The sequence below is a fragment of the Streptosporangium sp. NPDC050284 genome (assembly GCF_044459525.1).
Lineage (GTDB): Bacteria > Actinomycetota > Actinomycetes > Streptosporangiales > Streptosporangiaceae > Streptosporangium.
In genome coordinates, this window is the sequence record NZ_JBITIZ010000010.1 from 261,487 (window position 1) to 286,508 (window position 25,022).

Here is a 25,022-nt window from a genome sequence, read left to right on the forward strand (position 1 = left end):
ACGTACGTCCGGCTCATGGTCGTGACGGTCACATGCGTCCGGCCATCTCCCTGCGCATGGCGTCCGCCTCGGTCTCGGTCACCAGCGGGGGAGAGCGGCGCAGCTCCTCCTCGACCGCGTCCACCACGCGCTGGGCGAGCCGCCCGAGGGATCGGCGCCGCTCTTCCAGCTCGTTGGTCCAGGTGGTGGCCGTCGGCCCCGTCCACACCTGTCCCGACCGCATCGCCGAGGAGGCGCGCTGGTATGCCTGCCGCACCTCGTGAGCCCTGTCTTCGGCCTCGATGAGCAATTGTCTCAGCCGTTCGTACCGTGGACTGGGCACCATCCGCTCGGCCACGCCACCCCCGTCCTTTTCGCGACCCCGTGATGAAGAAAAATTCGCATACCAGAGTAGGTATTGATCGTCTAAGTCGGCAAGTCCCGTACCCCGGTCGGCATCGCGCTTTCGCCGATGGATCCAAGGTCGCGTGAGCGGACGGAACTGGTATTTCGGTCATTTCTCTCACGCTGCAACGACTACTCCACCAAACACCACCGGAGTAACGGATGACGCTGTTCGAAAAGCACATTGACGCGATAGAAATCACGGTCAAGGCCGCGTACTGGATGTGTTTCTTCGCCGGTTTCGTGCTGTTCCTCGCCGGTCACGTGACCATGCTCATGGCGATCGCGATCGGCGTCATGTGGTTGTCTCACGTCACCCTGCGCCACATCCAGGCGATTCGGACGCGCTGGGACGAGCAGGCCGCCGAGGAGTCGGAGATACGCCGTGAGCAACGGCACCTGAACCGCGAACGAGAGCTGCGTCTCCAGATCCAGCGGCTACAGCGGCCGGACCGTTGATCTCATGCTGCTGTTCCGACGGCCGCGCTCTCCGTTCACACCGCGTTCCCGCCGCCGCACCGGTCGCACCCCGAGGGTGGGTTAGGTTGAGGCTTGCCTGAAATGCCGTTAAAGGAATGCGTCAATGTCGGCACCGTCCGCACTTCCCCCCTCCCTCGTGCGCCTGCTGGCGCGGCCCGCCCCTCCCGGAGGGCTCTCCGACCTCAAGCACGTCGTCTTCGTCATGCAGGAGAACCGGTCGTTCGACCACTACTTCGGCCGGATGCGCGGGGTGCGCGGCTACGGGGACCGTAACGCGGTGTCCGCCCGGGCTCTTCGTCCGATCTTCGAGCAGGACGGGATCCTGCCCTTCTCCCTACGGGAGGCGGCCGAGCGCGCGGGAGCCGACCCGATGCTGCTCGACACCCACGACCACACCTGGCTCGGTACGCAGAACGCGTGGGCGATGGGCTGGAACGACGCCTGGGTGCCCAACAAGGGGCCGTCCACCATGGCCTACTACGACCGCGGGGATCTTCCGTTCCACTACGAGCTGGCGGACGCGTTCACGATCTGCGACGCCTACCACTGCTCGGTGCTGAGTTCCACGACGCCGAACCGCAACTACCACGTCTCCGGCCACACGGGTTACGAGCCGGGCACCGAGCAGCGGGCCGTCGACAACGGCGCCTGTGAGGAGGACAGGCACCCGGGCTACACGTGGACCACGGTGCCCGAACTGCTGACCCAGGCCGGGCACTCCTGGCAGGTCTACCAGGAGTGGGACAACTACCAGTGCAACAACTTTGAGTTCTTCGCCACGTTCAAGGCGGTCATGGCGAAACTCGGGCAGAGCAGCATGCACTCCTTCTACGAGAAGGTGCGCGCGTCCGAGGATCCCGCGCCGATGCTCGCCGAGCTTGAGGAGAAGGTGGCACGCCTGGATCCGGCCGACCGGGCGCTCTACGACCGGGCGTTGCGGCGCACCCGGACGGGCGGGCTGGGGGACTGGTTCGCCGCCGACGTGGCGGCGGGACGCCTCCCGGCGGTCTCGTACGTCGTGACCTCGCTCGCCGACTCCGAACACCCCGAGGGCTCCTCGGCGGTGGAGAGCGGGAAGGTCGTCTACCGGATTCTCGACGCGCTGGCATCGAGTCCGGAGGTGTGGGCGAGCACCGCGGTCTTCGTCACCTACGACGAGAACGACGGCTTCTTCGACCACGTTCCCCCGCCCGTCCCGCCGGATGGAACCCCGGGGGAGTTCGTCGGAGGACGGCCCATCGGGCTGGGCATGCGCGTCCCGATGATCGTCGTATCACCGTGGAGCGTGGGAGGCCATGTCTGTTCGCAGACGTTCGACCACAGCTCGACGGTCCGGTTCCTGGAGACCTGGCTCGGTATCGAGGCCCCCGACATCAGCGCCTGGCGGCGGACCGTCGCCGGAGACCTCACCTCCGCCTTCGACTTCGCCCGTCCGGAGGCGTGGTCCACGCCGGTGACGCCGGAAATCAGTGTCCCGGAGGGTACCGCGTTCGCCCGGGGTGCTCTGACCGATCAGGACATCTCGACTGTTCGGGATATTTCGGCCGACCGGGACGCTCCGGTCGTCCAGGGTGTCGCGGCCGGCCGCTGGTATCCCGACGCCCCCGCCGAGCAGCGCATGCCGTGCGCGGAACCGGGCGTCAGGCCCGCCCGCGCGCTGCCGTACCGGCCCGACGCCTCGGCACGCACCGGCGGTCGCGCCGTCGAGATCACGATGAGCAACACCGGTACGGAGAGCGCGCACCTGGCGCTGTACGGCTACATGGGGGAGCTCGTCCGGCCCATGCACTTCGACGTGCTCGGCCAGGTTCGCGAGGTGGTCTACTTCCCCTGTCCCACCTACGCCCTCGTTCTCACCGGCCCGAACGGTTTCCGCAGGGAGTTTCGGGGTGGGACCGACGACAGGGTGGAGATGTCCAGCGTGATCGACGCGGCCACCCGGACGATCGAGATCACCATCGTCAACACCGGTAACAGACCCGCCGACGTGACGATCCTGCCCCTCGCCTACGGGGGGACGGCGCGGACGCTGCGGGTCGCGTCCCAGGGCGCCGCGCGGATGCCGTGGCGGGCCGCGACCGGGTGGTACGACCTGTGGATCACCGTCGCCGGGGACACCGGCTTCGCCCGCCGCCTGATGGGACACATCGAGAACGGCGAACCGAGTGTCACGGGCTGACGGCCGCCGGGGGCGGCAGGGGGAAATGTCGGTGTGCTCTGGTAAACCGTGGGCCATGGGTGTGAGCGTGGATGAATTCCTGGAGATGGTGAAGCGGCTGCCGGAGACCGAGCAGGGCGACGGCGGTGAGTGGGTCTCGCTGAAGGTGCGGGGCAAGGGCTTCGGCTACCTGTGGGAGAAGACGGAGACCGTGGGGCTCAAGTCGACGATCGCCGAGCAGCTCGCGCTGGTGGCGGAGCGGCCGGAGGTGTTCGAGATCCAGTTCACCGCGGGCCAGTTCGGCTGGGTCGTGGTCCACCTCGCGAAGATCGACGCAGATGAGCTGTTCGAGCTGGTCACCGAGGCGTGGTGCCTGACGGCTCCCAAGAAGCTCGTCGACGCCCACGAGGCCGCACACTAGCCCCGGTCGGCCCCGCGTTCCGCGTGTGCCGCATCGTTGCCGGTCAGAAGCCATATCCGATCCGGTTCGGGCGGTGGCACATGCGGAACGCGGGGCCGACAGGAGGTTGTCTCAGGGGAAGGTGAGCGTGCGGCTCGTGGTCACGGTGACGCTTCTTTGGTCTCCCGGCCGCCGGTGGCCGTCTCCGTCGTTCGTTCGCTGCCCGGTCGGCCGGTCGGCCGGTCGTCGTCAGGCGTCCGTCGGTCGTCCGTCAGTTGTTGATTCCGCGGCCGGTGCCGCTACCGCCGATGCTGTCGCTGATACCGCCGCCGATACCGACGCCCTCGCCGATGCCGACACGCTCGCGTCCGCGTTCGCTTCTTTCGTGCTCACGCCCGTAGTCCTGCTTGTGCCCGCGTCTGTTCTCATGTCGGTGCTTGTGCCGGTAGTTCCGTCCGTACTCGTGCCGGTGTTCGCGCCGGGCGCGGCACCTTGCGGGGTTCTTGTGCTCACGGCAGGGCTTCAGGGCGGAGGTGGCGGTGGCCGGGGTGGTCACGGCCACGGTGTCCGCGACGGCGGACGAGGTCGGCATCGCCACGGGGACGACGAGGGCGGAGGCCATCACGGCTCCGGCCGCCAGGGCATTTCTGATCATGGTCATGGCAGATCACTCCACATCGAATCGATGTCGAATCGGTCGAGCCCAGGGCGGTGCCCGGGCCGGCGGAGCGCCGTGCCACGTCGAGGGCGACGCCGGCACGATGCGTAACCTGCCTTCACGGTAAGTGGTTGAGGTTGCGAGAGTCTGCTGGCGAATCCCAAAGGCTTGGGGCGGTCGGATTACCTGGCGGTAGCGGAAAGGAGCTGAGGAGGGGGGATCGGTGACGCTCGGCTACCGGTTCGGGTGGAAGGCTCGCGCCCCGGCAGGATGTCATCCGCGGCGGAACCGCCAGGGTTCAGTAGATCTTCCTGGTCCGAGCGCCTGTTTTTCGTGGGAGAGCCCTCCGTCGGCCAGGGCCGCCATGGCGCTCGGGCACCGGTTTCCCGTATCCGTTGTCGGAGACCACCGCCTTCGAAAGGGCATCCGCCAGCGGAAATGCCGAGTCCGAAAGAGCGTCCGGGGAAGGCCGGGTTCGAAAGAGCGTCCCTCACGGGGAACGCCGGCGCCGAGGAAACGCCGGGTACGAAGGAACGCGATCAGCGGGGAACGCCGGATCCGAAGGAGGTGCGCAGGGTGGAGGAGGCGACGATCCGGCCCGCGACGACAACGTGGCGGGGTGGCGCGTGCCTGGTGAGGGCTTCGCGGAGGGTTCGTCCTTCGAGGACGACGAGATCGGCGGGGACGCCGGCCTCCAGGCGGTGGACGGGCAGGCCGACGACCCGCGCGGCGTCGACGGTCACCATGTCGTACAACCGCTCCAGGGCGTCGTCGGTGCGCGCGTCGAGCAGGTGGGCGGCGAGGAAGGCCACCTCCAGGAGGTTGTGCCGCCCGAACGGGTAGTAGGCGTCCTCGATGTCGTCCTGGCCGAGGGCGACCGGGACGCCGGCGTCGGCGAGCTGGAAGACCGGCAGGTGGAGCGGCCCGGTGTGCGGATCGCTCACGAATCCGAGCCCCGCGGCGCGGCACAGCCCGGCCAGGCGGCGCAGGTACGGCTCGGGGTAGAGCGCCATCGCCCTGGCGTGCTGGGCGCTGCCGCGTCCGATCATGTCGCGCGCCAGCAGTTCCCGCGCCAGCATCTCGGCCGTGCGCAGTCCCGGGTCTCCCGCGTCGTCGACGAGCATGGCGACGCGCAGGCCGTGCCGCTGGGCGAGGTCGACCATGCGCCGCACGTGCTCGGCGGCGTCGGCGTCGGTCCACTCGATCCAGGGGATGCCGCCCACCACGTCGGCGCCGAGCCGTACCGCCTCGACGACGAGTTCCTCGGTTCCGGGTTCGCGGAGCAGGCCGTCCTGCGGGAACGCCACCACCCGCACGTCGACCACGCCGCGAAACTCCTCGCGCAGCGCCAGCAGCGCCTCCAGGCCGGTGAGTCCCGCTTTGGGGTCGATGTCGGCGAAGGCCTGGACCGCCCGGACGCCGTGTCGTACGGACTCCAGGAGCACCGGCCTCGCGCGTTCGAGGACGGATCGCGCGGTCTGACCGGTCTTGACGGCGGCGGCCGTCTCGATGGCGCCCATCGCGGCCCCCATCGCGCCCTCGGTGTACTCCGAGAGCGCGGCGGACCCGGCCCGGTCGAGGGTGTGGACCTTGCACAGGTGCAGGTGCGCGTCCACGAACGGCTCGGTGACCAGGGCGCCGTCCGCGTCGAGGGTCACGCCGGTCGCCGGGGCCAGGTCGGGATCGTCCTCGGCGACGTGGCTGATGAGCCCGCCCGTGGCGGCCAGCGACCACCTGCCGGGACGGCCGCGCAGGGTGGCGTTGTGGATGAGCAGGTCCGGAGCGTCCATGACAGCACGGTAGAAGCACACCGGCAGGAGCGTGACGGCCAGATCTGCCAAGCCGGGGCCCTGCGAGTGTGGTGGTTCGAAAGGGGCGGTGGCGACGTTCTCATCGAGAGATGGAAGATCGTCCATGGCGGATTCCTGCGGGAAACGGGCTCAACGAATCCGTAGTCCCGCGATGACGAGCCCGACCATGAGGCGCGCGTCGTAGCGGGGGTTGTCGGCGCCGATGCAGAGATTGCCGATGCCGTGCATCAGGACGAGGGCGTCCATGTCGGGGACGATCTCGCCCGCCGTGGCGGCGGCGTTGAGCAGGTCGGCGCAGACGGGGACGAGGCGGTCGAGGAAGTAGGCGTGCAGGGTCTGGAAGGCGGCGTCGTTGGACCGTAGTGCCTCGGCCAGGCCGTGCTTGGTGACCAGGAAGTCGACGAAAAGGTTGATCCAGCTCGCGAGTGCGGCGTGTGGTGTGGTGCTCTTCGCCAGCAGTGCGGGACCGGCCTCGGCGCACGCCTCCACCTGGTGACGGTAGACCGCGACGATGAGGTCGGCCCGCGTCGGGAAGTGGCGGTAGATCGTGCCGACGCCGACACCGGCCTTGGCGGCGATGTCCCGCACGGGCACGTCGACGCCGGAGGAGACGAACATCGCGGCGGCGGCTTCCAGCAGGGTCTTCTCGTTGCGTCGGGCATCGGCCCGTTTGCGCGGGACCGCCGATTCGCCACTCGTGCCGGTCATCGTTGCTCCTCTTGCAAAGCGGAACCAGGTTCCGTATATTCGAAGCGGAACCAAGTTCCACATCGTCAGGATGTCAGCCCGGCAGGCCGATGCCAAGTCACGGTCATCGCCGAATCACGGCCATCGACAAGTCACGTCACCGCCGAATCGCCACGTCGCGAAGGAACAAACATGCACGCACTGCCAGAGCCCACGCCGGTCGTCTCGGTGCACCCCGTCACGCTGCCGGCCCCGGATCGCGGAGAGGATCTGCGGGTACGGATCTCCGCCCCCACGACCGGTCACGAACTGCCCGTCATCGTCTTCTCCCACGGTTTCGGCCAGTCGGCGACCGGCTATGACCCCCTGGTCGGCTTCTGGGCCTCCCACGGTTTCGTCGTCGTTCAGCCCACCCACCTCGACTCGCGGACGCTGAACCTCCCGCCCGACGACCCGCGCACACCGCTGATCTGGAGGCTCCGGGTCGACGACCTGAAGCTCGCCCTCGACCGGCTCGACCTCCTGGAATCGTCCGTCCCCGGTCTCACCGGACGCCTCGACGGCACGCGCGTCGCCGTGGTCGGGCACTCCTGGGGCGCCCAGACGGCGAGCACGCTGCTGGGAGCGCGAGTCCTCGACGCCGACGGCGTCCCCGGAGAGGACATGTCCGACCCGCGGATCAAGGCGGGCGTACTGCTGGCTGTGACGGGTACGGGCGGAGCCGACCTTTCCCCGTTCGCGGCCGAGCACTTTCCCTTCATGAGCCCGAGTTTCGCGGACATGACCACCCCGGCCCTCGTCGTCGCGGGCGACCGGGACGACTCCCCGCTGTCGGTCCGGGGGCCGGACTGGTTCACCGACGCCTACCACCTGAGTCCGGGCGGCAAGAGCCTGCTCACCCTGGCCGGGGCGGAGCACTCGCTCGGCGGTGTCTCCGGTTACGAAGCCAAGGAGACGACGGACGAGAGCCCCGAGCGGGTCGCCCTGATCCAGCGGCTCACCTGGGCCTACCTTCGCGACGCCCTCGGCCTCAAGGACTCCACCTGGCCGGCACCGGTGGAGAGCGCCCTGGGCAGTCTCGACTCCAAGTAGGGACAGGCGGACTTCACCCGTGCCGGAAAGCCGGTCGCGTCGGGGAGCGTCCGTCGGCCGATTCCGCCGACCGGGCTTGGGCGGGCGGTGTTCGGTCTGTTCCGGCGGCGCGGGATTCGGCCGTGTCCTGTCGGGGTGAAAGCCGCACATTCCAGAGTCAGGCTGCCGACGTGGATGCCACGGCCGGGCACGCCTGGCGGACGGTCGAGGTGTCGGGCGGGGAGTTCTTGGCCGTGGGTGTTCATCATGGGTGCATGGATCAAGCCTTGGCCCAGGACACGAAAGGGAACGCGCTGATGGCGTTCCTGCCGGCCGCACGTGTCGCCGACGTGCCGGACGACGCGCCGATGCCCGCGGCTTTGGTCGCGGTCTGGTGCGGCCGGCACCTGCTACTGGTCTTCGATCGCTTCCGCGGGGAATGGGAACTACCCGGCGGCAAGATCGATCCCGGCGAGACACCTCTCCAGGCCGCCGCGCGGGAACTCCATGAGGAGAGCGGCCTGCACCTGCCCGCCCTCACCCTCGCCGGGTACGCACGCTTCCGGCTCGTCGGCCCACCACGTGACGAGTACGCCGCGATCTACACCGCCCACATCCCCGCCCTTCACGACGCCTTCACCCCCAACGGGGAGATCAGCGCCATCCGCTGGTGGGACACCGCCGACGCTCCGCCCAGCGGCACCCAGATCATCGACGCGACCCTGGCGCGACACACCCGCTTTCAACGGCACGTGAACGATTGACTCACCTCGGCATTTCCGTCCTCATACGCGAGAGGAGTTCGATGGTTTCGGCGAATTGTCTGGATTTGTTATCGCGTCGGCGGTTGGGTGGTCGAGCACGAAGGGGAGAAACGAGATGGGCCGGAAAATGCCGATGATCGGATCTGTGACCTCCGTCCTCACCCATTTCGAGCGCGACTACCGCCGGTAATTCATCGAGGTCACGCCCTGTCAGAAGATTACACGATACATGTCAATATCCAGCACTCTGGCCGGGAAGCTACAACCATATTACCTGTAGTCGTCGTAAATCATTCCATGTCTTATCTTTTGGTTATGTTCAACCGGACCGTAGGGGGCCGGAAGAAGGGGCGATATGGGAAAGAAAAAGAAGAACTCCTTGGCTCACGACGTCATCGACGCGGTGGCCACGGTCGCCGGTTCAACGGCCGCGGTGAAAGTCACGCTCCTCGGCACCGCCGTCGGGCAACCGGTGGCCGGAGCGCTCGGGGGCGCCTACGCGGGCAAGAAGGTCCGGGACGAGATCAACAGCCTGAAGACGCCGGAAGGCCGCGAGAAGTGGGGCGAACGTCTGGACAACCTCGGCGAGAACACCCGAAACAATCCATGCCCCGGAGCCTGACGATCGGCACGCGCGTGATCTCGACACAGGCACACACAAGATCCAACCCTGTCGCCGAGTAGCGCGAAACAGACCCTCGACGGCCGGAGACCCCATCCCGTGAAGCCGAGGTCTCCGGCCTCCCGCTCCCGCCCAAGCCGGCGTGGCGCCAGAGGGCGAACACGCTGCCGAGAGCCCTGCCGCACGGGACCGGAGGCCGCGTACCATTGCCCGTCCGGCCGTTCCCCTGCGAGATCACCCGTGGAAAAACCGCTCGCCGGCGACGATTCCGCCCCATGGTGAAAGTCCTACGCGTAACCGTTCTTACCGACCGTCGCGAGGACTGCCATGACCCACGACAGAACATCGTCCGACATGACCGCTCCGGAACCGAGGCTGCGTCTTCGCCGTCTTCGCCGTCTTCGCCGCGCCTCCGGCATCTGGCCACTGGTCCACGCCGAGCGAGCGGCCCTCGCCGCCGACCTGGCGGATCTGACCGACGAGCAGTGGGCGACACCGTCACTGTGCTCCGGACTGACCGTGCGTGAGGTGCTGGCGCACCTCACCTCGGCGGCGACCCTCACCCCGGTGCGGTGGATGGCGGGCGTGATCCGCTGCCGGTTCGACTTCAACAGGCAGAACGCCATGCGGCTCGCCGAACAGTTGGGTGCGACCGCGACCGAGACGCACGACAGGTTCCGTCGTGTCGTCGAGAGCACCACCAAGCCGCCCATCCCGGTCGTGGCGATGCTGGGTGAGACGATCCTGCACGCGGAGGACATCCGGCGGCCACTGGGCATTCGCCGTGACTACCCGATCGGGACCATCACCCGGCTGGCCGAGTACTACCAGGGCAGCGACTTCGTCGTCGTCGCCAAGGGACGGATCGCCGGCCTGCGGCTCGTCGCCGACGACGGCCCCTTCGCGACTGGCTCCGGCCCGCTCGTTTCCGGCACCACCCTGGCACTCACGATGGCCATGACCGGGCGCATGACGTACTGCGACGAACTCGACGGCGACGGCGTCGCGATCCTGCGAGGACGCGGTGAGATGACATGACCGGGAACCTGCCGGCCGGACCCTCTCACCGCTCGGCAGGCGGAGCCGGATCATGTTCGTGTCGATCGCACGCCACGTCCTCATCCACCGCTCCGCTCCTGTACGGGTTCAGTGGCCGAGGCGGTCCAGGTTCTCCAGCAGGACCCGGACGTGCCGTGTCTCCGGGTGGTCGGAGCCGAGGGCGGCCGTCAGATCGGGAAGCAGGGTGCGCAGGTCGGCCCGTGCCCTCTCGCGGTCACCCGTCTTGACCAGCAGCTCACACAGTTCCCGGCGCAGCTCCAGGGTGAGGGCGTCGTGATCGTCCGGCGAAGCCCTGAGGTCGGCGAGCAGCACGGTCAGCTGGTCCCTCGCGACCTCGTCCCACCCGAGGGCCGCCGAGCTGAGCGCCTGGTTGTAGCGGCATTCCAGGACGACCCGGTGTCCTGCCCCGAGCATCGCGGAAAGAGCGGGGACCAACTCCTCGAAGTCGTCGAGGGCCGCCAGGTAGTCCCTGGCCGCGAATCGGGTGTTCGCCAGGTCCATCCTCAGAGCGATCAGAAGCCGACTGTCTCCTACGGACCGTGAACCGGACGGCGAGCAGGACGCGACGGCGTCTTCGAGAATCTCCACCGCCTGGCTGAGCCGTCCGGCGACCGCGAGTTCCTCCGCCCGTCGCCTCGCCGCGACCAGGTCGTCCTCTGAGAGGTGAGGAGCGGGCTTCCTGTCCGGGGCCGGGATTCGCGGGCCGGCGAGGGCGGTCCTGGCGATCCGGCCGGCGACCGCCGCGTACATCCGGTCCGGATCCGGCGTGGGCGCGACCGCCGTCGTGCCCGGCAACGGCGGCAGGGAGACGACGTGCGGTAGAAGCCGTTCGTACACCCGCACGGCGTCACCAGGCCGGTCGGCGGGGTTCTTGGCGAGCAGTTCGAGGACGAGCCGTTCGATCTCCGCGGGCACGTCCGGCCGCAGGGATCGCAGGGGAGGCGGTGTCTCGTCGGAGTAGTGGCGGGCCAGCTCGGCCGCGGTGAGCGCGGACTCGAAGACCCGGGTTCCGGCGAGGAGTTCGTGCAGCACGCAACCGAGCGAGTACAGGTCACTGCGCGCGTCGGCCTTCCCGGTGAGGGCCTGCTCGGGGGCGACGTAGAAGTAGGAGCCGATTCCCTGTCCCGCCTGCGTGATCTTCGTGATGTCCGGGGAGTCGAGCACGGCGACGATGCCGAAGTCGAGCACCTTGACCGTGCCGTCGGCGCAGAGCATGAGGTTCACCGGCTTCAGGTCCCGGTGGATCAGGGACTGGGCGTGGGCGACGGTCAGCACCGCGCAGATCTGGGCGGCGATCGCCGCCGCCCAGGCCACCGGGAGCGGGTGGTGCGCATCGATCAGATGGTCGACGCGGTACCCCTCGATCAGCTCCATCACCAGATAGAGCGGTTCGCCGGGGTCGCTCACGTCGTGGACGATCGGCACGCCCGGGTGCCGGATCCTGGCCGTGACCCGGGCCTCCCTGCGGAAGCGCCGCTCGGCCTCCTCACGCTCCTCCGGGGTGGGGAAGCGCTCGTCGCGGATGAACTTCACGGCCACGTGCCGGTCCAGAGACTGGTCGAAGCCCTTCCAGACCTCGCCGTAGCCGCCCTCGCCCAGGCGCATCACCAGTTCGTAGCGGCCACCGACGACCGTACCCGCATCCACGATCATGCTTATATCACTGGATGTCGTTACTTTCCCGGATCATTTTGTACACCTGTTTCCGGCCCAGGTCGGTGATCCGGGAACGGAAGAGCGAGTCGTCGAAGAAACGCTGGACCAGGCCGGTGTTGCCGGTGTGCCGGTCCACGACGACCTTCTCCAGGTGATCGGCGAAGACCTCACCGAAGTTGGCCTCGTCGTTGACCAACGCGGCGGCCTTCAGCGAGTCGTTGACCACCGCCTCCTCGAACTGCTGCTCCACCCACACCTGGTCGGCCTCCGACAGGCCCAGGCCGTACTTGTCGTTCACCGCCGCGATCAGCGCGTGTAGCGACGTCATCTCCGGCTCGGCCGCCGCGCCGCCCGCGCCGGACGGGGGAGGGAGCGTCACCTCTCCGCCGGGCACGGCGGACAGGCTGATGTCGTGCTCACCCGTCTTGTCGATCTTCAGGTGGGTGAGGTCGATCTCGCCGACGTCCACGGCCGGGTCCTCCCTGCGCGGGAGCCGGTTCAGCAGGAACCTGCCGAACAGGTACAGCCGCTCCAGGTCGTCGTCGGTGTAGGGCACGACCTGCGACAGGAAGCCGTACAGCCGGACGAACGACTGCAGGTCGCCGCGGAACCGTTCGGCGGCGTCGTCGTCGCTCTCCGCGTCCTGGCGCTGCCGCTCAATGAAGCGCGCCACGGCGGGCTCGGTGAACCGGTAGAGCGCCGCGTGCGCCCGCTCCCAGTCGCGCTGCGTCGCCGAGGCCCGCTCGGCCCGCAGGTACGCCTCGGCGAGGGCCTGCGTCTCCGACTCCACCAGCAGCGCGTGCTGCTGCACGGCGCCCGCCCTGACATACAGCAGGTTCGGGTCGATCTCCTCGGCGGCCGTGCCCTCGAAGTACGGCTGGAACTCCGCCTGAATCGCCTCGGCCTCGTTGGTGAAGTCGAGCACGAACACGTCACCCTGCGACTTGAGCCGATGCGTGCGGTTCAGCCGCGACAGCGTCTGCACGGCGGCCACGCCCGCCAGCGGCTTGTCAACGTACATCGTGGTCAGCAGCGGCTGGTCGAACCCGGTCTGATACTTGTCGGCCACGACCAGGATCCGGTACTCCGCCTTCTCCGCGGCGTTCGGAGAGGTGTCGTCGGCCCGGCAGTACGCGAACCGGTCCGGCAGCTCCTTCTCCCCGAAGCCGTTCAGCCTGGCCTCGGTGTACTCCGTCTCCACCCCTTGCTCGTCCTTGAGCTTCAACGTCTGGGAGAAGGCGATGAGCGTGCCGCAGCCGGTGTATCCGTTCACCTCCACGTAGTCGCGGATCGCCTGGCCGAGTCGCAGGGCGTGCTCGCGCGAGCGGGTCACCACCATCGCCTTGGACCGGCCGCCCATCCCCGGCGCGGTGTGCCGCCGGAAGTGCTCGACGATGATCTGCGCGCGCTGCTCGACGCTCGTGGGGTGCAGCTCGGCGAACCTGGCCAGCAGCGCCTGCCCCTTGCGCCGCTCCACTTGGCGGTCGTCCGGCTCCTGACTCATCAGGCGCCACAGCGTCTTGTAGGTGACGTAGTTCTTCAGCACGTCGAGGATGAAGCCCTCCTCGACCGCCTGGCGCATCGAGTAGATGTGGAACGCCCGCTGCCTGCCGTCCTTGCCGGGGATGCCGAACAGGGTGAGCGTCTTGCTCTTCGGCGTCGCGGTGAACGCGAAGTACGACAGGGTCTCGTGTCTGCCCCTGGCCAGCGCGGAGGCCGTCAGCAGGTTGCCGTCCTCGTCCACGTCGTCGCTGCCGAGCCGGCGCAGCACCCGCTTGAGCGCGGCGGCGCCCTCACCTGACTGCGAGGAGTGCGCCTCGTCCACGATGACCGCGAACCGCTTGCCGCGCAGCCCCTCCACCTGCTGGAGGATGTGCGGGAACTTCTGCAGCGTGGTGATGACGACCCGGGCGGCCTCCCCCTGGAGGGCCTCGGCGAGCTGGGAGGAGTCCTGGTCGATTCGCTTGACCACCCCCGGCGTGTGCTCGAACTGGTAGATCGTCTCCTGCAGCTGCCGGTCGAGCACCACCCGGTCGGTGATCACGATGACCTTGTCGAACACCGGCTGGTTCGGCCCGTACCCCCGATCCAGCGCCTCCTGGGCGATGTCCCCGAGGTTGGCCGAGGTGTGCAGGGTCGACAGCGCGTGCGCGAGCCAGGCGATCGTGTTCGACTTGCCGGAACCGGCCGAGTGCTCGACCAGGTAGTTGTGGCCCGAACCGTGCCGCCTGGCGTGGGCGGTCATCTCCCGCACCGCGTGCCACTGGTGGTATCGAGGGAAGATCATCGGAAGCCTGTGGGCCTTCCCCGGATACGCCTTGCGTCCCCGGCCCTTGCGCACGTCCTCGTCGTCCACGTGCAGGAACCGCTTGAGCAGGTCCATCCAGGTATCGGGCGCCCAGATCTCCTCCCACAGGTAGGCGGTCCGGTAGGCGCCGACCACCGGGACCAGCGGGTTGCCCGCGCCGCCCTTGTTACCCGGCCCGCCGTCGCCCACGTTGAACGGCAGGAACCGGGTCTTCTTCCCGGCCAGCCGGGTGGTGACGAACACCAGGTCCTGGTCCACGGCGAAGTGCGCGAGCGTCCTGCGGGCGAACAGCAACTCCTTGGGGTCGCGGTCGGTGCGGTACTGCTCCTTGGCGTCCTCGACGGTCGTGCCGGTGAGGGTGTTCTTCAGCTCGGCCGTGGCCACCGGCACGCCGTTGACGAACAGCGTCAGGTCCAGCTCGTCCCCGGTGGTCGCCGAGTAGCGGAGCTGGCGGACCACGCTGAGGATGTTCTTGCTGTACGGCTCCAGCGCGTCGGCCGCGATGGTGTGCGCGGGCCTGAAGTAGGCGAGCTTGAAGGTGATGCCCCGGTCTTTCACCCCGTGCCGGAGCACCTCCAGGGCACCCTCGTTGTCGATCGCCTTCGCCACCACCTCCGCCAACCGCCGCGCCGCCCCCGCGCCATCCCCGGCCTGCATGGTGACGAGCCGCTCCCACTCCTTGGGCTGACTGGCCTGTACGAAATGCAGCAGCTCGGTGGAATTCAACCCAAGTGTTCGGTCGTAGAGGTTCTTCGCGCCCCGCAGCCAGCCCTTGGAAAGCAACGCCGACTCGATCGCGTCCTCAAAGACCTTCTCGTGATGCACGGGGGACACGACACTCCCTTCGGCAGGGAAGGCCCTGCGTCGTCCGGAACGAATTCACGGTACAGCTGGGATGATGCCGGATTTGCCCGATGGTGAAAATCGATTCTGCTGCCGCGCGCCGAGAGCCGACGAGACGACGCTCGACCGTCGGCCCTAAATCGGTGAGGCTGTCAAAAGGAAGGCACGATCACACGCTGTCCCTCACGGGTCGTCAATAGACGGCGGTCACCTCTCGAACCGTCCGGCCCACCAGATAGAGCGCCGGATCCAACCCCATCTCGGCGCGTTTCCGGGAAGTCCAGTACTGCTGGTTCCGCTCCTCGAAGCTCTCCGGCCCGTTGTACGAGAGCACCCAGACGAACTGGCTGCGCTCGTGATCCAGCCAGGCACCGTGGATGACGAATCCGAACTCCAGACGGAGTGGCACGATCTGCGATCGCCACTTCTCCGCCCACTCCTCCAGGAGGCCCTCTCGGATCGTGTACGTGCGGTGCTGAACGGTCTCGGACACGTCATCGCCCTCCGCCTCGGGTGCCGGGTCATCCGGTGAAGATCGTATGGCCGTCGCCCCGTGTCCCGCAGGGGATCGTCTCACGCTTCCCGCTCCCGCCCGAGCCAGACCGAAGGTGGCGTCAAGGCGAGATGTCGAGTGCCGGGTCGGCGAGGGCGGCGACGACCTCCGGACCTCGCAGGACCTGCGCGGCGCCGGGGAGGTGACGGTAGCGGAGCATGGCGTGCAGGACGTCGGCGAAAGGCTGGTCGAGCAGCGACCTGGCGATCTCGTCGGCCTCCTCGGCGTGGCCCGACCGCAGCAGGCGGACACGATCACGCAGCATGCACACCGTCCGGACGAACGCGGAGGCCCGGCCGCGCGTCAGGTCCGCGCGGTTGAGGCCGAACACGTCGATCGTGACCTCGCCCCGGGGCGTCAGCGCCGCGTAGACGCCCGTGCTCAGCACGAGTTCCAGGTGCTCGTACGGGTCCTCGGCGCACGGGTCGACGAGCAGCGGACCGCCGGTCTCGTCCCGGGGAAAGAGTTCCCGCTTCTGGTGGCTGTTGCAGTGAGAGCAGGCCAGGAGGTGGTTGGGCCAGTCGAAGGCGCGCAGCGGCGCCTGGGCCAGCGGCTCGAAGTGGTCGATGTCCGTTCCGAGGCCGTCACCGCAGTACATGCAGCGTTTGATGCCCGTGCTCATGGTCGTGAGGTGCTGTTCCAGCCGCGTACGGGTGCTCCTGGCCGACTTCCAGGCGGCGCGTGCCGCCGGGCAGTCGGCCTGGTCCGCGCACAGCCTGTCGGTGCGGTCGCGGAGGCGGTCGATCAGGTCCGGGGGGAGTGTCACTCGATGGATACGGATCACGGGTTCTCGGCGATCCTCGCGGCCACCTCGTCCACGCGGGCGGTGAGAGAACTGGTGAGGGTCTCCCGCAGGCGCTCGTACTCCCGCAACTCGTCGGGGGTCGCCCTTCCGTGCAAAACCGCGCGCTCCAACCCGGTGAGCCTGCGCCGCATCTCCTCGGCCTGGTCGGAGTAGGGGGAATCGATTCCGAAGAGGTCGGTCAGGAGGGCGTCGTCACCGCTGCCGTAGACGACGCGCTCGTACAGGTCCTCGTCGACGACGCGGGGCGGGACGTTCTCGTCGAGCCCGGCGAGCCGGATCAGGCCACCCGGGTCGGCGCTCTGACAGATGTACGGGCTGTGTGAGGTCACGATGAACTGGATGCCGGGGAAGTGGCTCTTGAGCCACCCGCCGATCTTCTTCTGCCAGCTGACGTGGAGGTGGACGTCGATCTCGTCGATGAGGACGACGCCGGGCACGTCGATCATGGGCTTGGGCTTCGGGTCTTCCGAGGATCGAAGACGGTCATGTGCGAAGGTCAATGAAAGCAGTTGCTTCGAGAACATTTGGCTCATCTGGCGGACCAGGTCGAGAACGAGCGCGGTGACGGTTCGGTAGCCGTCGCTCAGCTCCCGAAGCGGGACAGTCTGCCCGTCCCGCTTCGCCCACAGCCCCTCGCTGTCGACCCGTTCGACCTGAAAACCGTCGGGGAGCAGCCCGTCGTTGAGAAGGTCCGTGACGAAGGAGAGGAGGCTTGCGCTGCTCGATCGTCCTTCCAGCCGCCGGAGATGCAGGTCGATCAGCCAGCTCACGCTCTCGGCGAGAGAGGCGTCCTCGTGGAACAGGCTGGCCAGCCGGGAGACCGGGCCGGTGCTCAGCATCAGTCGCTGAGCGTCGGCGGAACCTCCTACCAGTCGGCGGAACGGACCGTATCCGGCGAGGAACCAGCCTCGCGGGTTGTCGGCCCATGGTCCATGAAAGGCAGCGTCGCCATGGCCCCGCAGGATCGGCTGCAGCTCGTAGTCCTCATCCTCGGGATCGTCGATCGGTTCTCGTAGCCAGGTCAGACGAGCGGGGAACGACCTATCCTCGGGCCGCTCGCCGCTCCAGCGTTTCCTGTTCCCATCAATGATTTTCGCCTCGACGGCGGCTTCCAAGAATCCTTCGGAGATCCACCCGTCGAAGAAGGGAATCAGACCACGGGCGACGGAAGGTCCGGCCATCGCCAGGGCGAGCGCGCGGAGCAGGGTCGTCTTGCCGGAGCCGTTACGGCCGGCCAGGACCGTCCAGCCAGCGTGACTGCCATCGGGACGGGTCAGCCGAAGGTCGACGTTGCGGCGACCGGAGAACCCGCGAACGCCGGAGACCTTCAGCTCGGCGATGTACATCGTCAACTCCAGTCGTGATCGCGATTCCCTGCTTCCTGCACGATAGGACCTGGCCGGTGCTCGGCTATACCGGGACTCACCTTTGGTTGTGGCTGATGGCTAGGGTGCGCCGTGGTCTCCGGGGCCGGATTGGGCTTCACCGTGCGGGATGGCTCCTCATGCGGTCAGGATGTGGGCATGCTGACCGTTGAGATCGATGTGGAGACCGAGAGGATCCTCGCCGAGCTGACCGCTGACGGCAGGTCCGCCGCCGACGTGATCCGCGAGGCACTCCAAGTCATGGCACGGCTCCGTGATACGGAGCGGGACCGTGCCCAGTGGATGGAGCAGGCCCGCGCCGATGCCGAGAGGCTGGCGAACGATCCCGCTGACAGGGCCGAGGCAGAAGCGATCATGAGAGATATGGGCTACCTGCGTACGTGGTGACGCGCGACGCGGAGGCGAAGCGAATCTACTCCCCCTGCTGCGGTGGCGCGGTGAACCGGCATCGTGGCAGGGGGAGCAGGTGATGCGAGAACTCAGAGGCGCTGGGGTAGGTCGAACTCGTCGGCTTTGACGCCGTTGATGAAGGCGGTCCATTCGGCGGGAGTGAAGAAGAGCTTGGGGCCTTCGGGGTCTTTGGAGTCGCGTACGGCGATCAGGTCGGGGTGGTCGGCCTTGTGGGCGGGGCCTTCGGTGACGTTTTCAAGCTCCGCGACCTCGACACAGTTTCCGCCGTTGTTTCCGCTGAGACTTGACTTGCGCCATCTCGCCTTGCTCAGGTCCATCGTTCCTCCGCTGTTCGCTTGATGAGTTCCGTCGACATGTTCAACGGCAGGGCCTCGATGCGGATGGCCTCGAAGCGCTGGACGGCCATCGTGACGTCGTCTCGATCGCCGGTGGTCAATCCGCGAATGGCCGTTTCAAAATACGCTACCTCTCCACCGTCTTCCAGGGTGGCGATCGCGAATCCGGCGAGCAAGCCGGAGCGGACACAACCGGAGGGGACGACCTGCACGCTGATTTGCGGGCTCGCGATCGACGCGATGTGTTCCAGTTGTTCGCGCATGATATCCGGGCTTCCCACCAGCAGGTTGAGGACCGTCTCGCTGATCACGCAGCGAAGGGTCGGCGGATTCTCTCGCTTCAGAATGCTCTGGCGCTCCAGGCGGGCCGCGACGGCTTCGTCGTCGCCCAGCAGGGCGTGCGCGTACGCCCCGGTCTGGAGCAGGCCGGGCACCATCAGTGGCTCGTAGGTCCGGATTGTGACGGCGACGTTTTCCTTTTCCCGCCACTGTCCGAACCAGGTGGGGAAGACCTGCCCCTTCCTCCAGTCGAGGAGCCGGAGCAGGGCACCGCCCGTGTTGAGGGTGAGGTCGCACCCCTCGGCGAAATCCGGGCTGGACGGGATGTATCCCGTCTCCACCCCGCTGATCAGGGACTCGCTGAAATGGATCTTCTCGGCGAGCTCTGCCTGGGTGAGACCTGCTGCCTTCCGGTAGTGACGCAGCTCCCTGCCCCATATTGCCTGAGGCGAGTAGAGGTCGGCCACGGTGCCCTCCTAACCGGAGTTCAACAAAATCCTCGCGAACTCCAATGTTTGCTCTTCGTAATCTCTTCACTACCAAGCGTAGTGATGTCTCGGCAATCTGAACATACAAATTCCGAGACAGGAAGAAAAATCATGGAAGAGGCCATCGGGGCGAGTGGGGGGCTGGCCAAATTCCGTTATGCGATGAATCCGGCATTTTCCCCATTGAGGGAAAATGGATATCGTGTGACCCGAGGAACGTTGCCTCGGCTCGACGATTCGTACGCGACGTGACTGTCGACTGGAACGCGACTGAAGACGTCCCGGAAATCGCCGAACTCACGGCTCCGGAACTCGTCACCAACACCATCGCGTACAGCGCGGGCGTCTTTGACGCCACACCTATTCGCAGCACGGTTAACTGGAAGAAGGATCTGCTGGCCCTGGGCGTCTATGGCTCCTGCATCGAGATCTCACGGATGAAGCGGCCCGACGTCCTGGATGCCTCGGGCCAGGGCCTGGCCATCGTCGGAGACTTTTCCCGCAACTGGGGCTGACCCCTTAACTCTTACGGCAAGTGGGGCTGGTTACAGTTGATGATCTGGCTATAGATGCGAGGGTGGTCTTCCGTTCTTGGGACTATGGCCCTTAACGGTGACAGGTGGTTGATTGGGCGCTCACGCCTTGGGCTGCGACGTCGTCGTCACATCGATCTGTCCGGTTACAGCTGCCGTGATCAGGGATTGCTTTCGTTCCGCAAGGAGTTCGGTCTGCCTGTTGACGATCGAGATAGCTTGATTGATAGCTTCAAGCTGCTGCTCGACCTGGTTGACCAGGAGGCGTTGCTGCTCGACAGATGGCAGAGGGATGGGAAAGTCTAGGATTTTTCTACTGTTTGTCGATGCCAGGTTCGTTGTTTTGACCCCAGTGCTTTCAAAATAGCAGCGGCCATGCAGGGAGCGGGTAAGTAGTGCCAGATAGTCTGCGTCTAGCTTGGCTGGGTCTGGCCGCAAGGCGAAAACATGGTTCTGGTGTAGGCAGCCAGGAAGTTCTCCTCGCCAGACCGTTCCGCGTCCGAGTTTGTCAAGGTCGCCGCCCTCTGTCATCAGAACGTCTCCGGAACGGAGAGTGCTGCGAAGGGCGATGGAGCGGGGAACGGTAATTTCGGCAACGGTCTCCAGCGCCAGATGGGTTGCTTGCACGTTGGCAACGCGTAGGTATGGACGGGTTACCGTGTCGCCGATGAGCTCACGATTTCCATCGATGGTTATACCGCTCTGCAATTGACAGATATAGCCCAGTCGAACCAATGGTTTATCGCTCGCGGCCTCCGGAAGCCAGCTCCAAGGCCATTCACCCTGTGATCTCGTCAAAGCCCCGGGGGTAAGAGTCTCGGTGACAACAGCCGATGCTCGCTCTTCAAGATTTTTTCGTTGAGTGATTCGTAGTGACTCCAATTTCGCGATGCGAGATGCTTCGCTATCAAGAAAGTCGGCGATATGCCGCTGCTTGTCCAGATCTATCCAGGGAACGGTTACTTCGCCGAGCTCTTCGGCGTTCAAATGTGGCTGAGCTGCTCGGCTTCGTGCGACGTCTATCTGATGGGCAACTGGAGAACTCAGTAGACAGTAAGCAAGGAAGCGCGGTTCTATTCGCTCTGGGGTAAGTCGCAGATCGTAGCCCGGAGCTGAACCTATCCATTCCTGGGTTACCAGAGCCGAATCCCCTGTGTATGCGCCACTTCGCACAACCAGAATTTCCCCTTCTCTCAGGAGGGGGGCTCGATCCAAAGGAAGATCTTCTAATGCGGCGAAGATCAATCCTTCGGGAACGATGGAGCCTCGGAATACATTGGTTGCGCGAAGGATTGGAATCCCGTCGGAACTCAACTTCGGTGGTTGACCCAGCCCATATCGAACACGCGCCACACGCTTGATCGCGATATCCGTATCGGTGGTCGTCACTTGGTCACCTCACCCAGAAGCTTCTGAATCTCAGCTTCCAGTGCCTTGAGTTCCGCGTCGATCTCCTCCAGCGGACGTGGTGGCGTGTACACGTAGAAGTGCCTCGTGAACGGGATCTCGAAGCCGATCTTCGTCTTGGAGTGGTCCACCCAGGCATCCGGCACATGGGGAAGCACCTCACGCCTCACGTACTCCTCGATCTCGGCGTCCAGCTCCGCAGGGGTGGAGTGCATCGAGGTCAGCGGCACGTTCTCGTTGTCGCGCAGGTCCGGATCGGGCAGCGCCTTGTTCTTCCGGTCGGTCTGCAGCTCGCCCTCGGGGTCACCGACCGACACCTCGGACCAGATGGCCTTCTCCACCGGGGCGGGCAGCTTGCTCAGCCCGTTCTCCGCCAGGGCCGCGTCCAGCTTTCCGGCGAACTCCAGTTTGGTGCCGCATCCCGTACCGGCCAGGGAGCGCAGGGCCGTCAGCAGCGCGTCGCGTCGCTCGAACTTCGCCACGGCTTTGGCCTCGGCCACCGCCTCCGCGGTCTCCGCGGTCACCTCGAAGCGCTGCCTGAGCGGGCGCTCCACCGTGACGCGCTGGTAGCCGAACGCGTGGCGGGGGAAGATCTTGACGTTCGCGGGCGGTTCGCGGTCAGGGTCGGCGGCGGCGGAGACGGCCTCCCGGTAGAGGGCGGTGATCTCGGTGATCTGCTCGTCGGGGATGAGCTTGCGCTTGTCGCCGAGGGACTTGCGCATCTTGGCCCAGCGGTCGCGGGCGTCGAGCAGGATCACCTTGTCCTTCAGTGCAGGCGCCTTGCGGTTGGACAGGATCCAGAAATACGTGGAGATGCCGGTGTTGTAGAAGAGCTGGTCGGGCAGGGCGACGATCGCCTCCAGCCAGTCGTTCTGCAGGATCCAGCGGCGGATCTCCGACTCGCCGGAGCCGGCCGCGCCGGTGAAGAGCGGGGAGCCGTTGAAGACGATCGCGACGCGGGAGCCGCCCTGGTCGACCGGCTTCATCTTGGAGATCATGTGCTGCAGGAAAAGGAACGACCCATCGTTGATCCGGGGAGTGCCCGCGCCGAAGCGCCCGGCCCAGCCGAGGTTGTCGGCCTCGTCCTGGACCTGCTTCTGCACCTTCTTCCACTCCACGCCGAACGGCGGGTTGGCCAGGATGTAGTCGAACCTGCCGTCAGGGTGGCCGTCCTGGGTGAAGGAGTTGCCGAAGGCGATCTTCGTGGGGTCCTGGCCCTTGAGCATCATGTCGGAGCGGCAGATCGCCCACGACTCGGGGTTGAGCTCCTGCCCGAAGACCTTCACCGTCGCCTTGGAGTTGTAGCGGGTGATGTGCTCCTCGGCCGCCGAGAGGATGCCGCCGGTGCCGCAGGCCGGGTCGTAGATCGTGCGGACGATGCCGGGCGTCATCACGTCCTTGTCGTCCGGGGCCATCAGCAGGTTGACCATCAGCCGGATGACCTCGCGCGGGGTGAAGTGCTCACCGGCCGTCTCGTTGGAGATCTCGGAGAACTTCCGGATCAGCTCTTCGAAGACGTAGCCCATCTGGTGGTTGTCGACCACGTTGGGATGCAGGTCGATCTCGGCGAACTTCGAGGTCACCAGGTAGAGCAGGCCCGACTCCTGCAACCGGATGATCTGCTCGTTGAAGCGGTACTTCTCCAGCACCTCGACCGCGCCGGGGGAGAAGGCGCCGATGTAGGACTGCAGGTTGCGGGCGACGTTGTCGGAGTCGGCGCCCAGCTTGCCGAAGTCGAGCGGGCTGGTGTTGTAGAAGCTCGCGCCGGAGGCGTTCCTCAGCTTGATCTCGATCAGCCGGGGCGGCAGCAACTCGCCTTTCAACCGCGCGGCCTCGGCGAGGACGTCCTGCTTCGTGGGCTCAAGCACGCAGTCGAGCCGCCGCAGCACGGTGAAGGGCAGGATGACCTTGCCGTACTCCGACTGCCGGTAGTCGCCGCGCAGCAGGTCGGCGACCGACCAGATGAAGTCCGCGTACTTCTGGTGGTTGCCGCTCAACGGATTCCCTTCACGTCGTCCTGCCAGACCGATCGGACCGTACCGAGTCACGCACCCCGGCGCAACGTCGCGAAACGCGCCGCCGCCCCCTCGTCACGCGCTCCACCGCACACCACTGAAAACGGTGCTCTCCCTCCGCGAGAGCGGCAACCGTTGGGCTCCTTCGGTATATCTCCAGGCGCTCCGGGTGTCCGTACGTTTTACGGAACTCGGTCGTGGTCCTTGGCGGGTGTGCCGAGAACTCACGGCTGGGGGGCGACCGTGGCGAGGAGCTTCGCGATTCGGTCGACGTCGGATTCGGTGGTGCGCCAGTTGCTGAACGCGGCGCGCAGCGCGGGCACCCCCTCGTGGACGGTCGGCGTGAGGAACGCCTCACCGGACTCGGTGATCGCGTCGGCCACCTCGGCGATCCCGGCAGGGGTGGGGGAGGAGGCGAGGGTGAAGCAGACCACGTTGAGCCGTACGGGGGCGAGCAGCCGGTAGGCGGGCATCGCGGCGATCCGCTCGCCGAGTTCGGCGGCGAGGGCGATGTCGCGTGCGACGATCTCCGCGTGCCCCTCGCGCCCGTACGCGGCGAGGGTGAACCAGGCGGCCAGCGCACGCAGGCGTCGGGAGTTCTCCGGTGTGAGGTGCACGAGGTCGGGGACGTCGCCCACCGGGGTGAGATAGGCGGCGGAGTTCTGGAAGACGCGGATCTGCAGGTCACGGCGGCGGGTGAACTGGACCGCGCTGTCGTAGGGCACGTTCAGCCACTTGTGCAGGTCCACGCAGACCGAGTCGGCCTCGCCGAGGCCCGCGACGAGGTGGGCGTGCTCGGCCGACAGCGCGGCGAAGGCCCCGAACGCGGCGTCCACGTGCAGCCAGAACGGGTGGTGCTCGCGCAGGGCCGCGATGGCGCGCAGGTCGTCGAAGTCGACGGTGTTCACCGTGCCGGAGTTGGCGACGACGATCGCCGGAGCCCCGTCCAGCCGGTCGAGTTCCTCGGCGAGCCTGGCCACGTCCACCGCCTCCCGGCCGGGCAGCAGGCCGACCCGCCGGATCGCCGACCGTCCCAGGCCGAGCATGGACAGCGACTTGACGGTGCTGGAGTGCGGGCTTCCCGACAGCACGGTCACCGGCCCGAGCGCCGCCGTGCCCTCCTCGGCCACCGAGACGCCGCGCCGCTCGCCCAGCCACTCCCTGGCGATCGCGAGGCCGGTGAAGTTGGACAGGGTCGCGCCGCTGACGAACGCCCCCTCGTGCTCGGAGGGCAGGCCGAAGAGGTCGCGCAGCCACGTGACTGCCTCCCGTTCCAGGTCGGGGGCGAGCGAGTCCAGGCCCGAGGTGGGATTCTGGTCGAGGGTGCCGGTCAGCCAGTCGCCCGCGAGCGCGGCGGGCGTCACGCCGCCCGTGACGAAACCCAGGTAGCGGGGGCCCGCACCGGCCGCGAAGCCGGGCTCCCACCTGCGTGCGAACTCCTCCAACGCCCCTCGCAGGCCGATCCCCGCCTCGGGCAGTGACGCGGGCGCCGGCCTGGTCGGCGTCCGCGCCGCCGCCCGGTCGCCGAGCCCGGCGAGGAGGCGTGCGGCGTAGGCACGGGTGGCCTCAAGCAGCTCGGGGAGGTGGTCACGGTCGATGCCGAGCGACCCGCGTTCGCGGCCGGTCCCGGTCGCCCGCGGGGCGTGGGGCGGGGGGCCGCCGGTGGGCGACGGTCCGGGAGCGTGAGGTGTGACCACTTCGTCTCTGGCATCCATCCCTCGACGCTACGACGCCGGTCGGCAGTCTCGACAACGGCCCCCTGGTGGGCGTGGGGCGGGCTTTCGGTGATCACACGTACTCACCCTGTCCGATCAGGTGGATGTCGGCCGGGCGAGGGGCGCGATCTTTACTGGCCTCCGGCGCAACTGTGTGCACTTCTGTCACGCGCGTGAGCGCCCGTTTCGCGAACA

23 protein-coding genes are annotated in these 25,022 nt (G+C 67.1%); 9 read left to right on the forward strand and 14 right to left on the reverse strand.

All coding sequences use genetic code 11. The annotated features are described in order from the left end of the window. Positions 1–28 precede the first annotated feature (28 nt). On the reverse strand, positions 29–337 hold the full coding sequence (locus ACIBH4_RS24275) for a hypothetical protein (protein ID WP_362767838.1): 309 nt from the start codon (positions 335–337) through the stop codon (positions 29–31). Positions 338–546: 209 nt separating this feature from the next. On the opposite strand from ACIBH4_RS24275, the gene ACIBH4_RS24280 reads away from it, so the two are divergent. From ACIBH4_RS24280 to ACIBH4_RS24290, 3 genes are all read left to right on the forward strand, one after another. Beyond that, on the forward strand, positions 547–843 hold the full coding sequence (locus tag ACIBH4_RS24280; protein ID WP_362516450.1) for a hypothetical protein: 297 nt from the start codon (positions 547–549) through the stop codon (positions 841–843). Between the two features lie 124 nt (positions 844–967). Next, positions 968–3,043, forward strand: coding sequence for a phosphocholine-specific phospholipase C (locus ACIBH4_RS24285; protein WP_362767841.1), 2,076 nt, complete (start codon positions 968–970; stop codon positions 3,041–3,043). A 55-nt stretch (positions 3,044–3,098) separates the two neighbouring features. Then, positions 3,099–3,443 carry an MmcQ/YjbR family DNA-binding protein gene (locus ACIBH4_RS24290; RefSeq protein WP_350946020.1) on the forward strand — a complete coding sequence of 115 codons (345 nt, stop codon included), beginning with the start codon at positions 3,099–3,101 and terminating at the stop codon, positions 3,441–3,443. Between the two features lie 250 nt (positions 3,444–3,693). Here ACIBH4_RS24290 and ACIBH4_RS24295 read toward each other — a convergent pair whose 3' ends face one another. From ACIBH4_RS24295 to ACIBH4_RS24305, 3 genes are all read right to left on the reverse strand, one after another. Continuing rightward, the gene (locus ACIBH4_RS24295; RefSeq protein ID WP_362516444.1) at positions 3,694–4,083 is read right to left on the reverse strand and encodes a hypothetical protein; all 390 of its coding nucleotides are present in this window, start codon (positions 4,081–4,083) and stop codon (positions 3,694–3,696) included. A gap of 536 nt (positions 4,084–4,619) precedes the next feature. Further along, positions 4,620–5,870 (reverse strand): amidohydrolase family protein, encoded by a 1,251-nt coding sequence (locus ACIBH4_RS24300; protein ID WP_362516442.1) that lies wholly within the window; start codon positions 5,868–5,870, stop codon positions 4,620–4,622. 150 nt (positions 5,871–6,020) lie between these two features. Continuing rightward, entirely contained in the window at positions 6,021–6,599 is a 579-nt protein-coding gene (locus ACIBH4_RS24305; RefSeq protein WP_362516439.1) for a TetR/AcrR family transcriptional regulator, read from the reverse strand. Positions 6,600–6,770: 171 nt separating this feature from the next. Here ACIBH4_RS24305 and ACIBH4_RS24310 point away from each other — a divergent pair, with 171 nt between their 5' ends. The 4 genes from ACIBH4_RS24310 to ACIBH4_RS24325 all read left to right on the forward strand — a co-directional run bounded on the left by ACIBH4_RS24310 (position 6,771) and on the right by ACIBH4_RS24325 (position 10,073). After that, positions 6,771–7,670: an alpha/beta fold hydrolase gene (locus ACIBH4_RS24310; protein WP_362767844.1), complete on the forward strand. Its 900-nt coding sequence runs from the start codon at positions 6,771–6,773 to the stop codon at positions 7,668–7,670. A gap of 254 nt (positions 7,671–7,924) precedes the next feature. Then, positions 7,925–8,413 carry an NUDIX hydrolase gene (locus ACIBH4_RS24315; RefSeq protein ID WP_362767847.1) on the forward strand — a complete coding sequence of 163 codons (489 nt, stop codon included), beginning with the start codon at positions 7,925–7,927 and terminating at the stop codon, positions 8,411–8,413. Between the two features lie 355 nt (positions 8,414–8,768). After that, entirely contained in the window at positions 8,769–9,035 is a 267-nt protein-coding gene (locus ACIBH4_RS24320) for a hypothetical protein (RefSeq protein WP_362516432.1), read from the forward strand. Positions 9,036–9,389: 354 nt separating this feature from the next. Beyond that, positions 9,390–10,073 (forward strand): maleylpyruvate isomerase family mycothiol-dependent enzyme, encoded by a 684-nt coding sequence (locus tag ACIBH4_RS24325; RefSeq protein WP_362767850.1) that lies wholly within the window; start codon positions 9,390–9,392, stop codon positions 10,071–10,073. Between the two features lie 108 nt (positions 10,074–10,181). On the opposite strand, the gene ACIBH4_RS24330 is transcribed toward ACIBH4_RS24325, so the two are convergent. The 5 genes from ACIBH4_RS24330 to ACIBH4_RS24350 all read right to left on the reverse strand — a co-directional run bounded on the left by ACIBH4_RS24330 (position 10,182) and on the right by ACIBH4_RS24350 (position 17,605). Beyond that, positions 10,182–11,741 carry a protein kinase gene (locus ACIBH4_RS24330; RefSeq protein ID WP_362767853.1) on the reverse strand — a complete coding sequence of 520 codons (1,560 nt, stop codon included), beginning with the start codon at positions 11,739–11,741 and terminating at the stop codon, positions 10,182–10,184. 13 nt (positions 11,742–11,754) lie between these two features. Then, positions 11,755–14,892 carry a type I restriction endonuclease gene (locus ACIBH4_RS24335; RefSeq protein ID WP_362767856.1) on the reverse strand — a complete coding sequence of 1,046 codons (3,138 nt, stop codon included), beginning with the start codon at positions 14,890–14,892 and terminating at the stop codon, positions 11,755–11,757. Between the two features lie 202 nt (positions 14,893–15,094). Beyond that, complete coding sequence (locus ACIBH4_RS24340; protein WP_362767859.1) at positions 15,095–15,394, reverse strand: NIPSNAP family protein; 300 nt, start codon at positions 15,392–15,394, stop codon at positions 15,095–15,097. A gap of 121 nt (positions 15,395–15,515) precedes the next feature. Next, a complete protein-coding gene (locus ACIBH4_RS24345; RefSeq protein WP_362767862.1) occupies positions 15,516–16,220 on the reverse strand; it encodes an HNH endonuclease in 705 nt (234 codons plus the stop codon). 14 nt (positions 16,221–16,234) lie between these two features. Then, a complete protein-coding gene (locus ACIBH4_RS24350; RefSeq protein WP_362767865.1) occupies positions 16,235–17,605 on the reverse strand; it encodes an AAA family ATPase in 1,371 nt (456 codons plus the stop codon). 177 nt (positions 17,606–17,782) lie between these two features. On the opposite strand from ACIBH4_RS24350, the gene ACIBH4_RS24355 reads away from it, so the two are divergent. Then, the gene (locus tag ACIBH4_RS24355) at positions 17,783–18,031 is read left to right on the forward strand and encodes a hypothetical protein (protein ID WP_362767868.1); all 249 of its coding nucleotides are present in this window, start codon (positions 17,783–17,785) and stop codon (positions 18,029–18,031) included. 92 nt (positions 18,032–18,123) lie between these two features. Here the strand turns inward: ACIBH4_RS24355 and ACIBH4_RS24360 are convergent, their stop codons facing one another. After that, positions 18,124–18,372 carry a DUF397 domain-containing protein gene (locus ACIBH4_RS24360; protein WP_362767871.1) on the reverse strand — a complete coding sequence of 83 codons (249 nt, stop codon included), beginning with the start codon at positions 18,370–18,372 and terminating at the stop codon, positions 18,124–18,126. Further along, positions 18,363–19,136, reverse strand: coding sequence for a helix-turn-helix transcriptional regulator (locus ACIBH4_RS24365; protein WP_362767874.1), 774 nt, complete (start codon positions 19,134–19,136; stop codon positions 18,363–18,365). Before ACIBH4_RS24365 ends, ACIBH4_RS24360 begins: the two co-directional genes overlap by 10 nt. Positions 19,137–19,405: 269 nt before the next feature. Here ACIBH4_RS24365 and ACIBH4_RS24370 point away from each other — a divergent pair, with 269 nt between their 5' ends. Then, the gene (locus tag ACIBH4_RS24370) at positions 19,406–19,672 is read left to right on the forward strand and encodes a hypothetical protein (RefSeq protein ID WP_362767877.1); all 267 of its coding nucleotides are present in this window, start codon (positions 19,406–19,408) and stop codon (positions 19,670–19,672) included. 120 nt (positions 19,673–19,792) lie between these two features. Here ACIBH4_RS24370 and ACIBH4_RS24375 read toward each other — a convergent pair whose 3' ends face one another. The 3 genes from ACIBH4_RS24375 to ACIBH4_RS24385 all read right to left on the reverse strand — a co-directional run bounded on the left by ACIBH4_RS24375 (position 19,793) and on the right by ACIBH4_RS24385 (position 24,827). After that, positions 19,793–21,079: a restriction endonuclease subunit S gene (locus ACIBH4_RS24375; protein WP_362767879.1), complete on the reverse strand. Its 1,287-nt coding sequence runs from the start codon at positions 21,077–21,079 to the stop codon at positions 19,793–19,795. Beyond that, positions 21,076–23,094 carry a class I SAM-dependent DNA methyltransferase gene (locus tag ACIBH4_RS24380; protein WP_362767882.1) on the reverse strand — a complete coding sequence of 673 codons (2,019 nt, stop codon included), beginning with the start codon at positions 23,092–23,094 and terminating at the stop codon, positions 21,076–21,078. The genes ACIBH4_RS24375 and ACIBH4_RS24380 overlap by 4 nt, the downstream gene beginning before the upstream one ends. 242 nt (positions 23,095–23,336) lie before the next feature. Beyond that, positions 23,337–24,827, reverse strand: coding sequence for a pyridoxal-dependent decarboxylase (locus ACIBH4_RS24385; protein ID WP_362767885.1), 1,491 nt, complete (start codon positions 24,825–24,827; stop codon positions 23,337–23,339). Positions 24,828–25,022: the final 195 nt, after the last annotated feature.

Coding starts and splice junctions, on each gene's coding strand:
- ACIBH4_RS24285 (WP_362767841.1), top strand. CDS start 968: ATGTCGGCACCGTCCGCACTTCCCCCCTCCCTCGTGCGCCTGCTGGCG.
- ACIBH4_RS24280 (WP_362516450.1), top strand. CDS start 547: ATGACGCTGTTCGAAAAGCACATTGACGCGATAGAAATCACGGTCAAG.
- ACIBH4_RS24325 (WP_362767850.1), top strand. CDS start 9,390: ATGACCGCTCCGGAACCGAGGCTGCGTCTTCGCCGTCTTCGCCGTCTT.
- ACIBH4_RS24305 (WP_362516439.1), bottom strand. CDS start 6,599: ATGACCGGCACGAGTGGCGAATCGGCGGTCCCGCGCAAACGGGCCGAT.
- ACIBH4_RS24310 (WP_362767844.1), top strand. CDS start 6,771: ATGCACGCACTGCCAGAGCCCACGCCGGTCGTCTCGGTGCACCCCGTC.
- ACIBH4_RS24315 (WP_362767847.1), top strand. CDS start 7,925: ATGGATCAAGCCTTGGCCCAGGACACGAAAGGGAACGCGCTGATGGCG.
- ACIBH4_RS24385 (WP_362767885.1), bottom strand. CDS start 24,827: ATGGATGCCAGAGACGAAGTGGTCACACCTCACGCTCCCGGACCGTCG.
- ACIBH4_RS24300 (WP_362516442.1), bottom strand. CDS start 5,870: ATGGACGCTCCGGACCTGCTCATCCACAACGCCACCCTGCGCGGCCGT.
- ACIBH4_RS24355 (WP_362767868.1), top strand. CDS start 17,783: ATGCTGACCGTTGAGATCGATGTGGAGACCGAGAGGATCCTCGCCGAG.
- ACIBH4_RS24320 (WP_362516432.1), top strand. CDS start 8,769: ATGGGAAAGAAAAAGAAGAACTCCTTGGCTCACGACGTCATCGACGCG.
- ACIBH4_RS24360 (WP_362767871.1), bottom strand. CDS start 18,372: ATGGACCTGAGCAAGGCGAGATGGCGCAAGTCAAGTCTCAGCGGAAAC.
- ACIBH4_RS24295 (WP_362516444.1), bottom strand. CDS start 4,083: ATGACCATGATCAGAAATGCCCTGGCGGCCGGAGCCGTGATGGCCTCC.
- ACIBH4_RS24290 (WP_350946020.1), top strand. CDS start 3,099: ATGGGTGTGAGCGTGGATGAATTCCTGGAGATGGTGAAGCGGCTGCCG.
- ACIBH4_RS24350 (WP_362767865.1), bottom strand. CDS start 17,605: ATGTACATCGCCGAGCTGAAGGTCTCCGGCGTTCGCGGGTTCTCCGGT.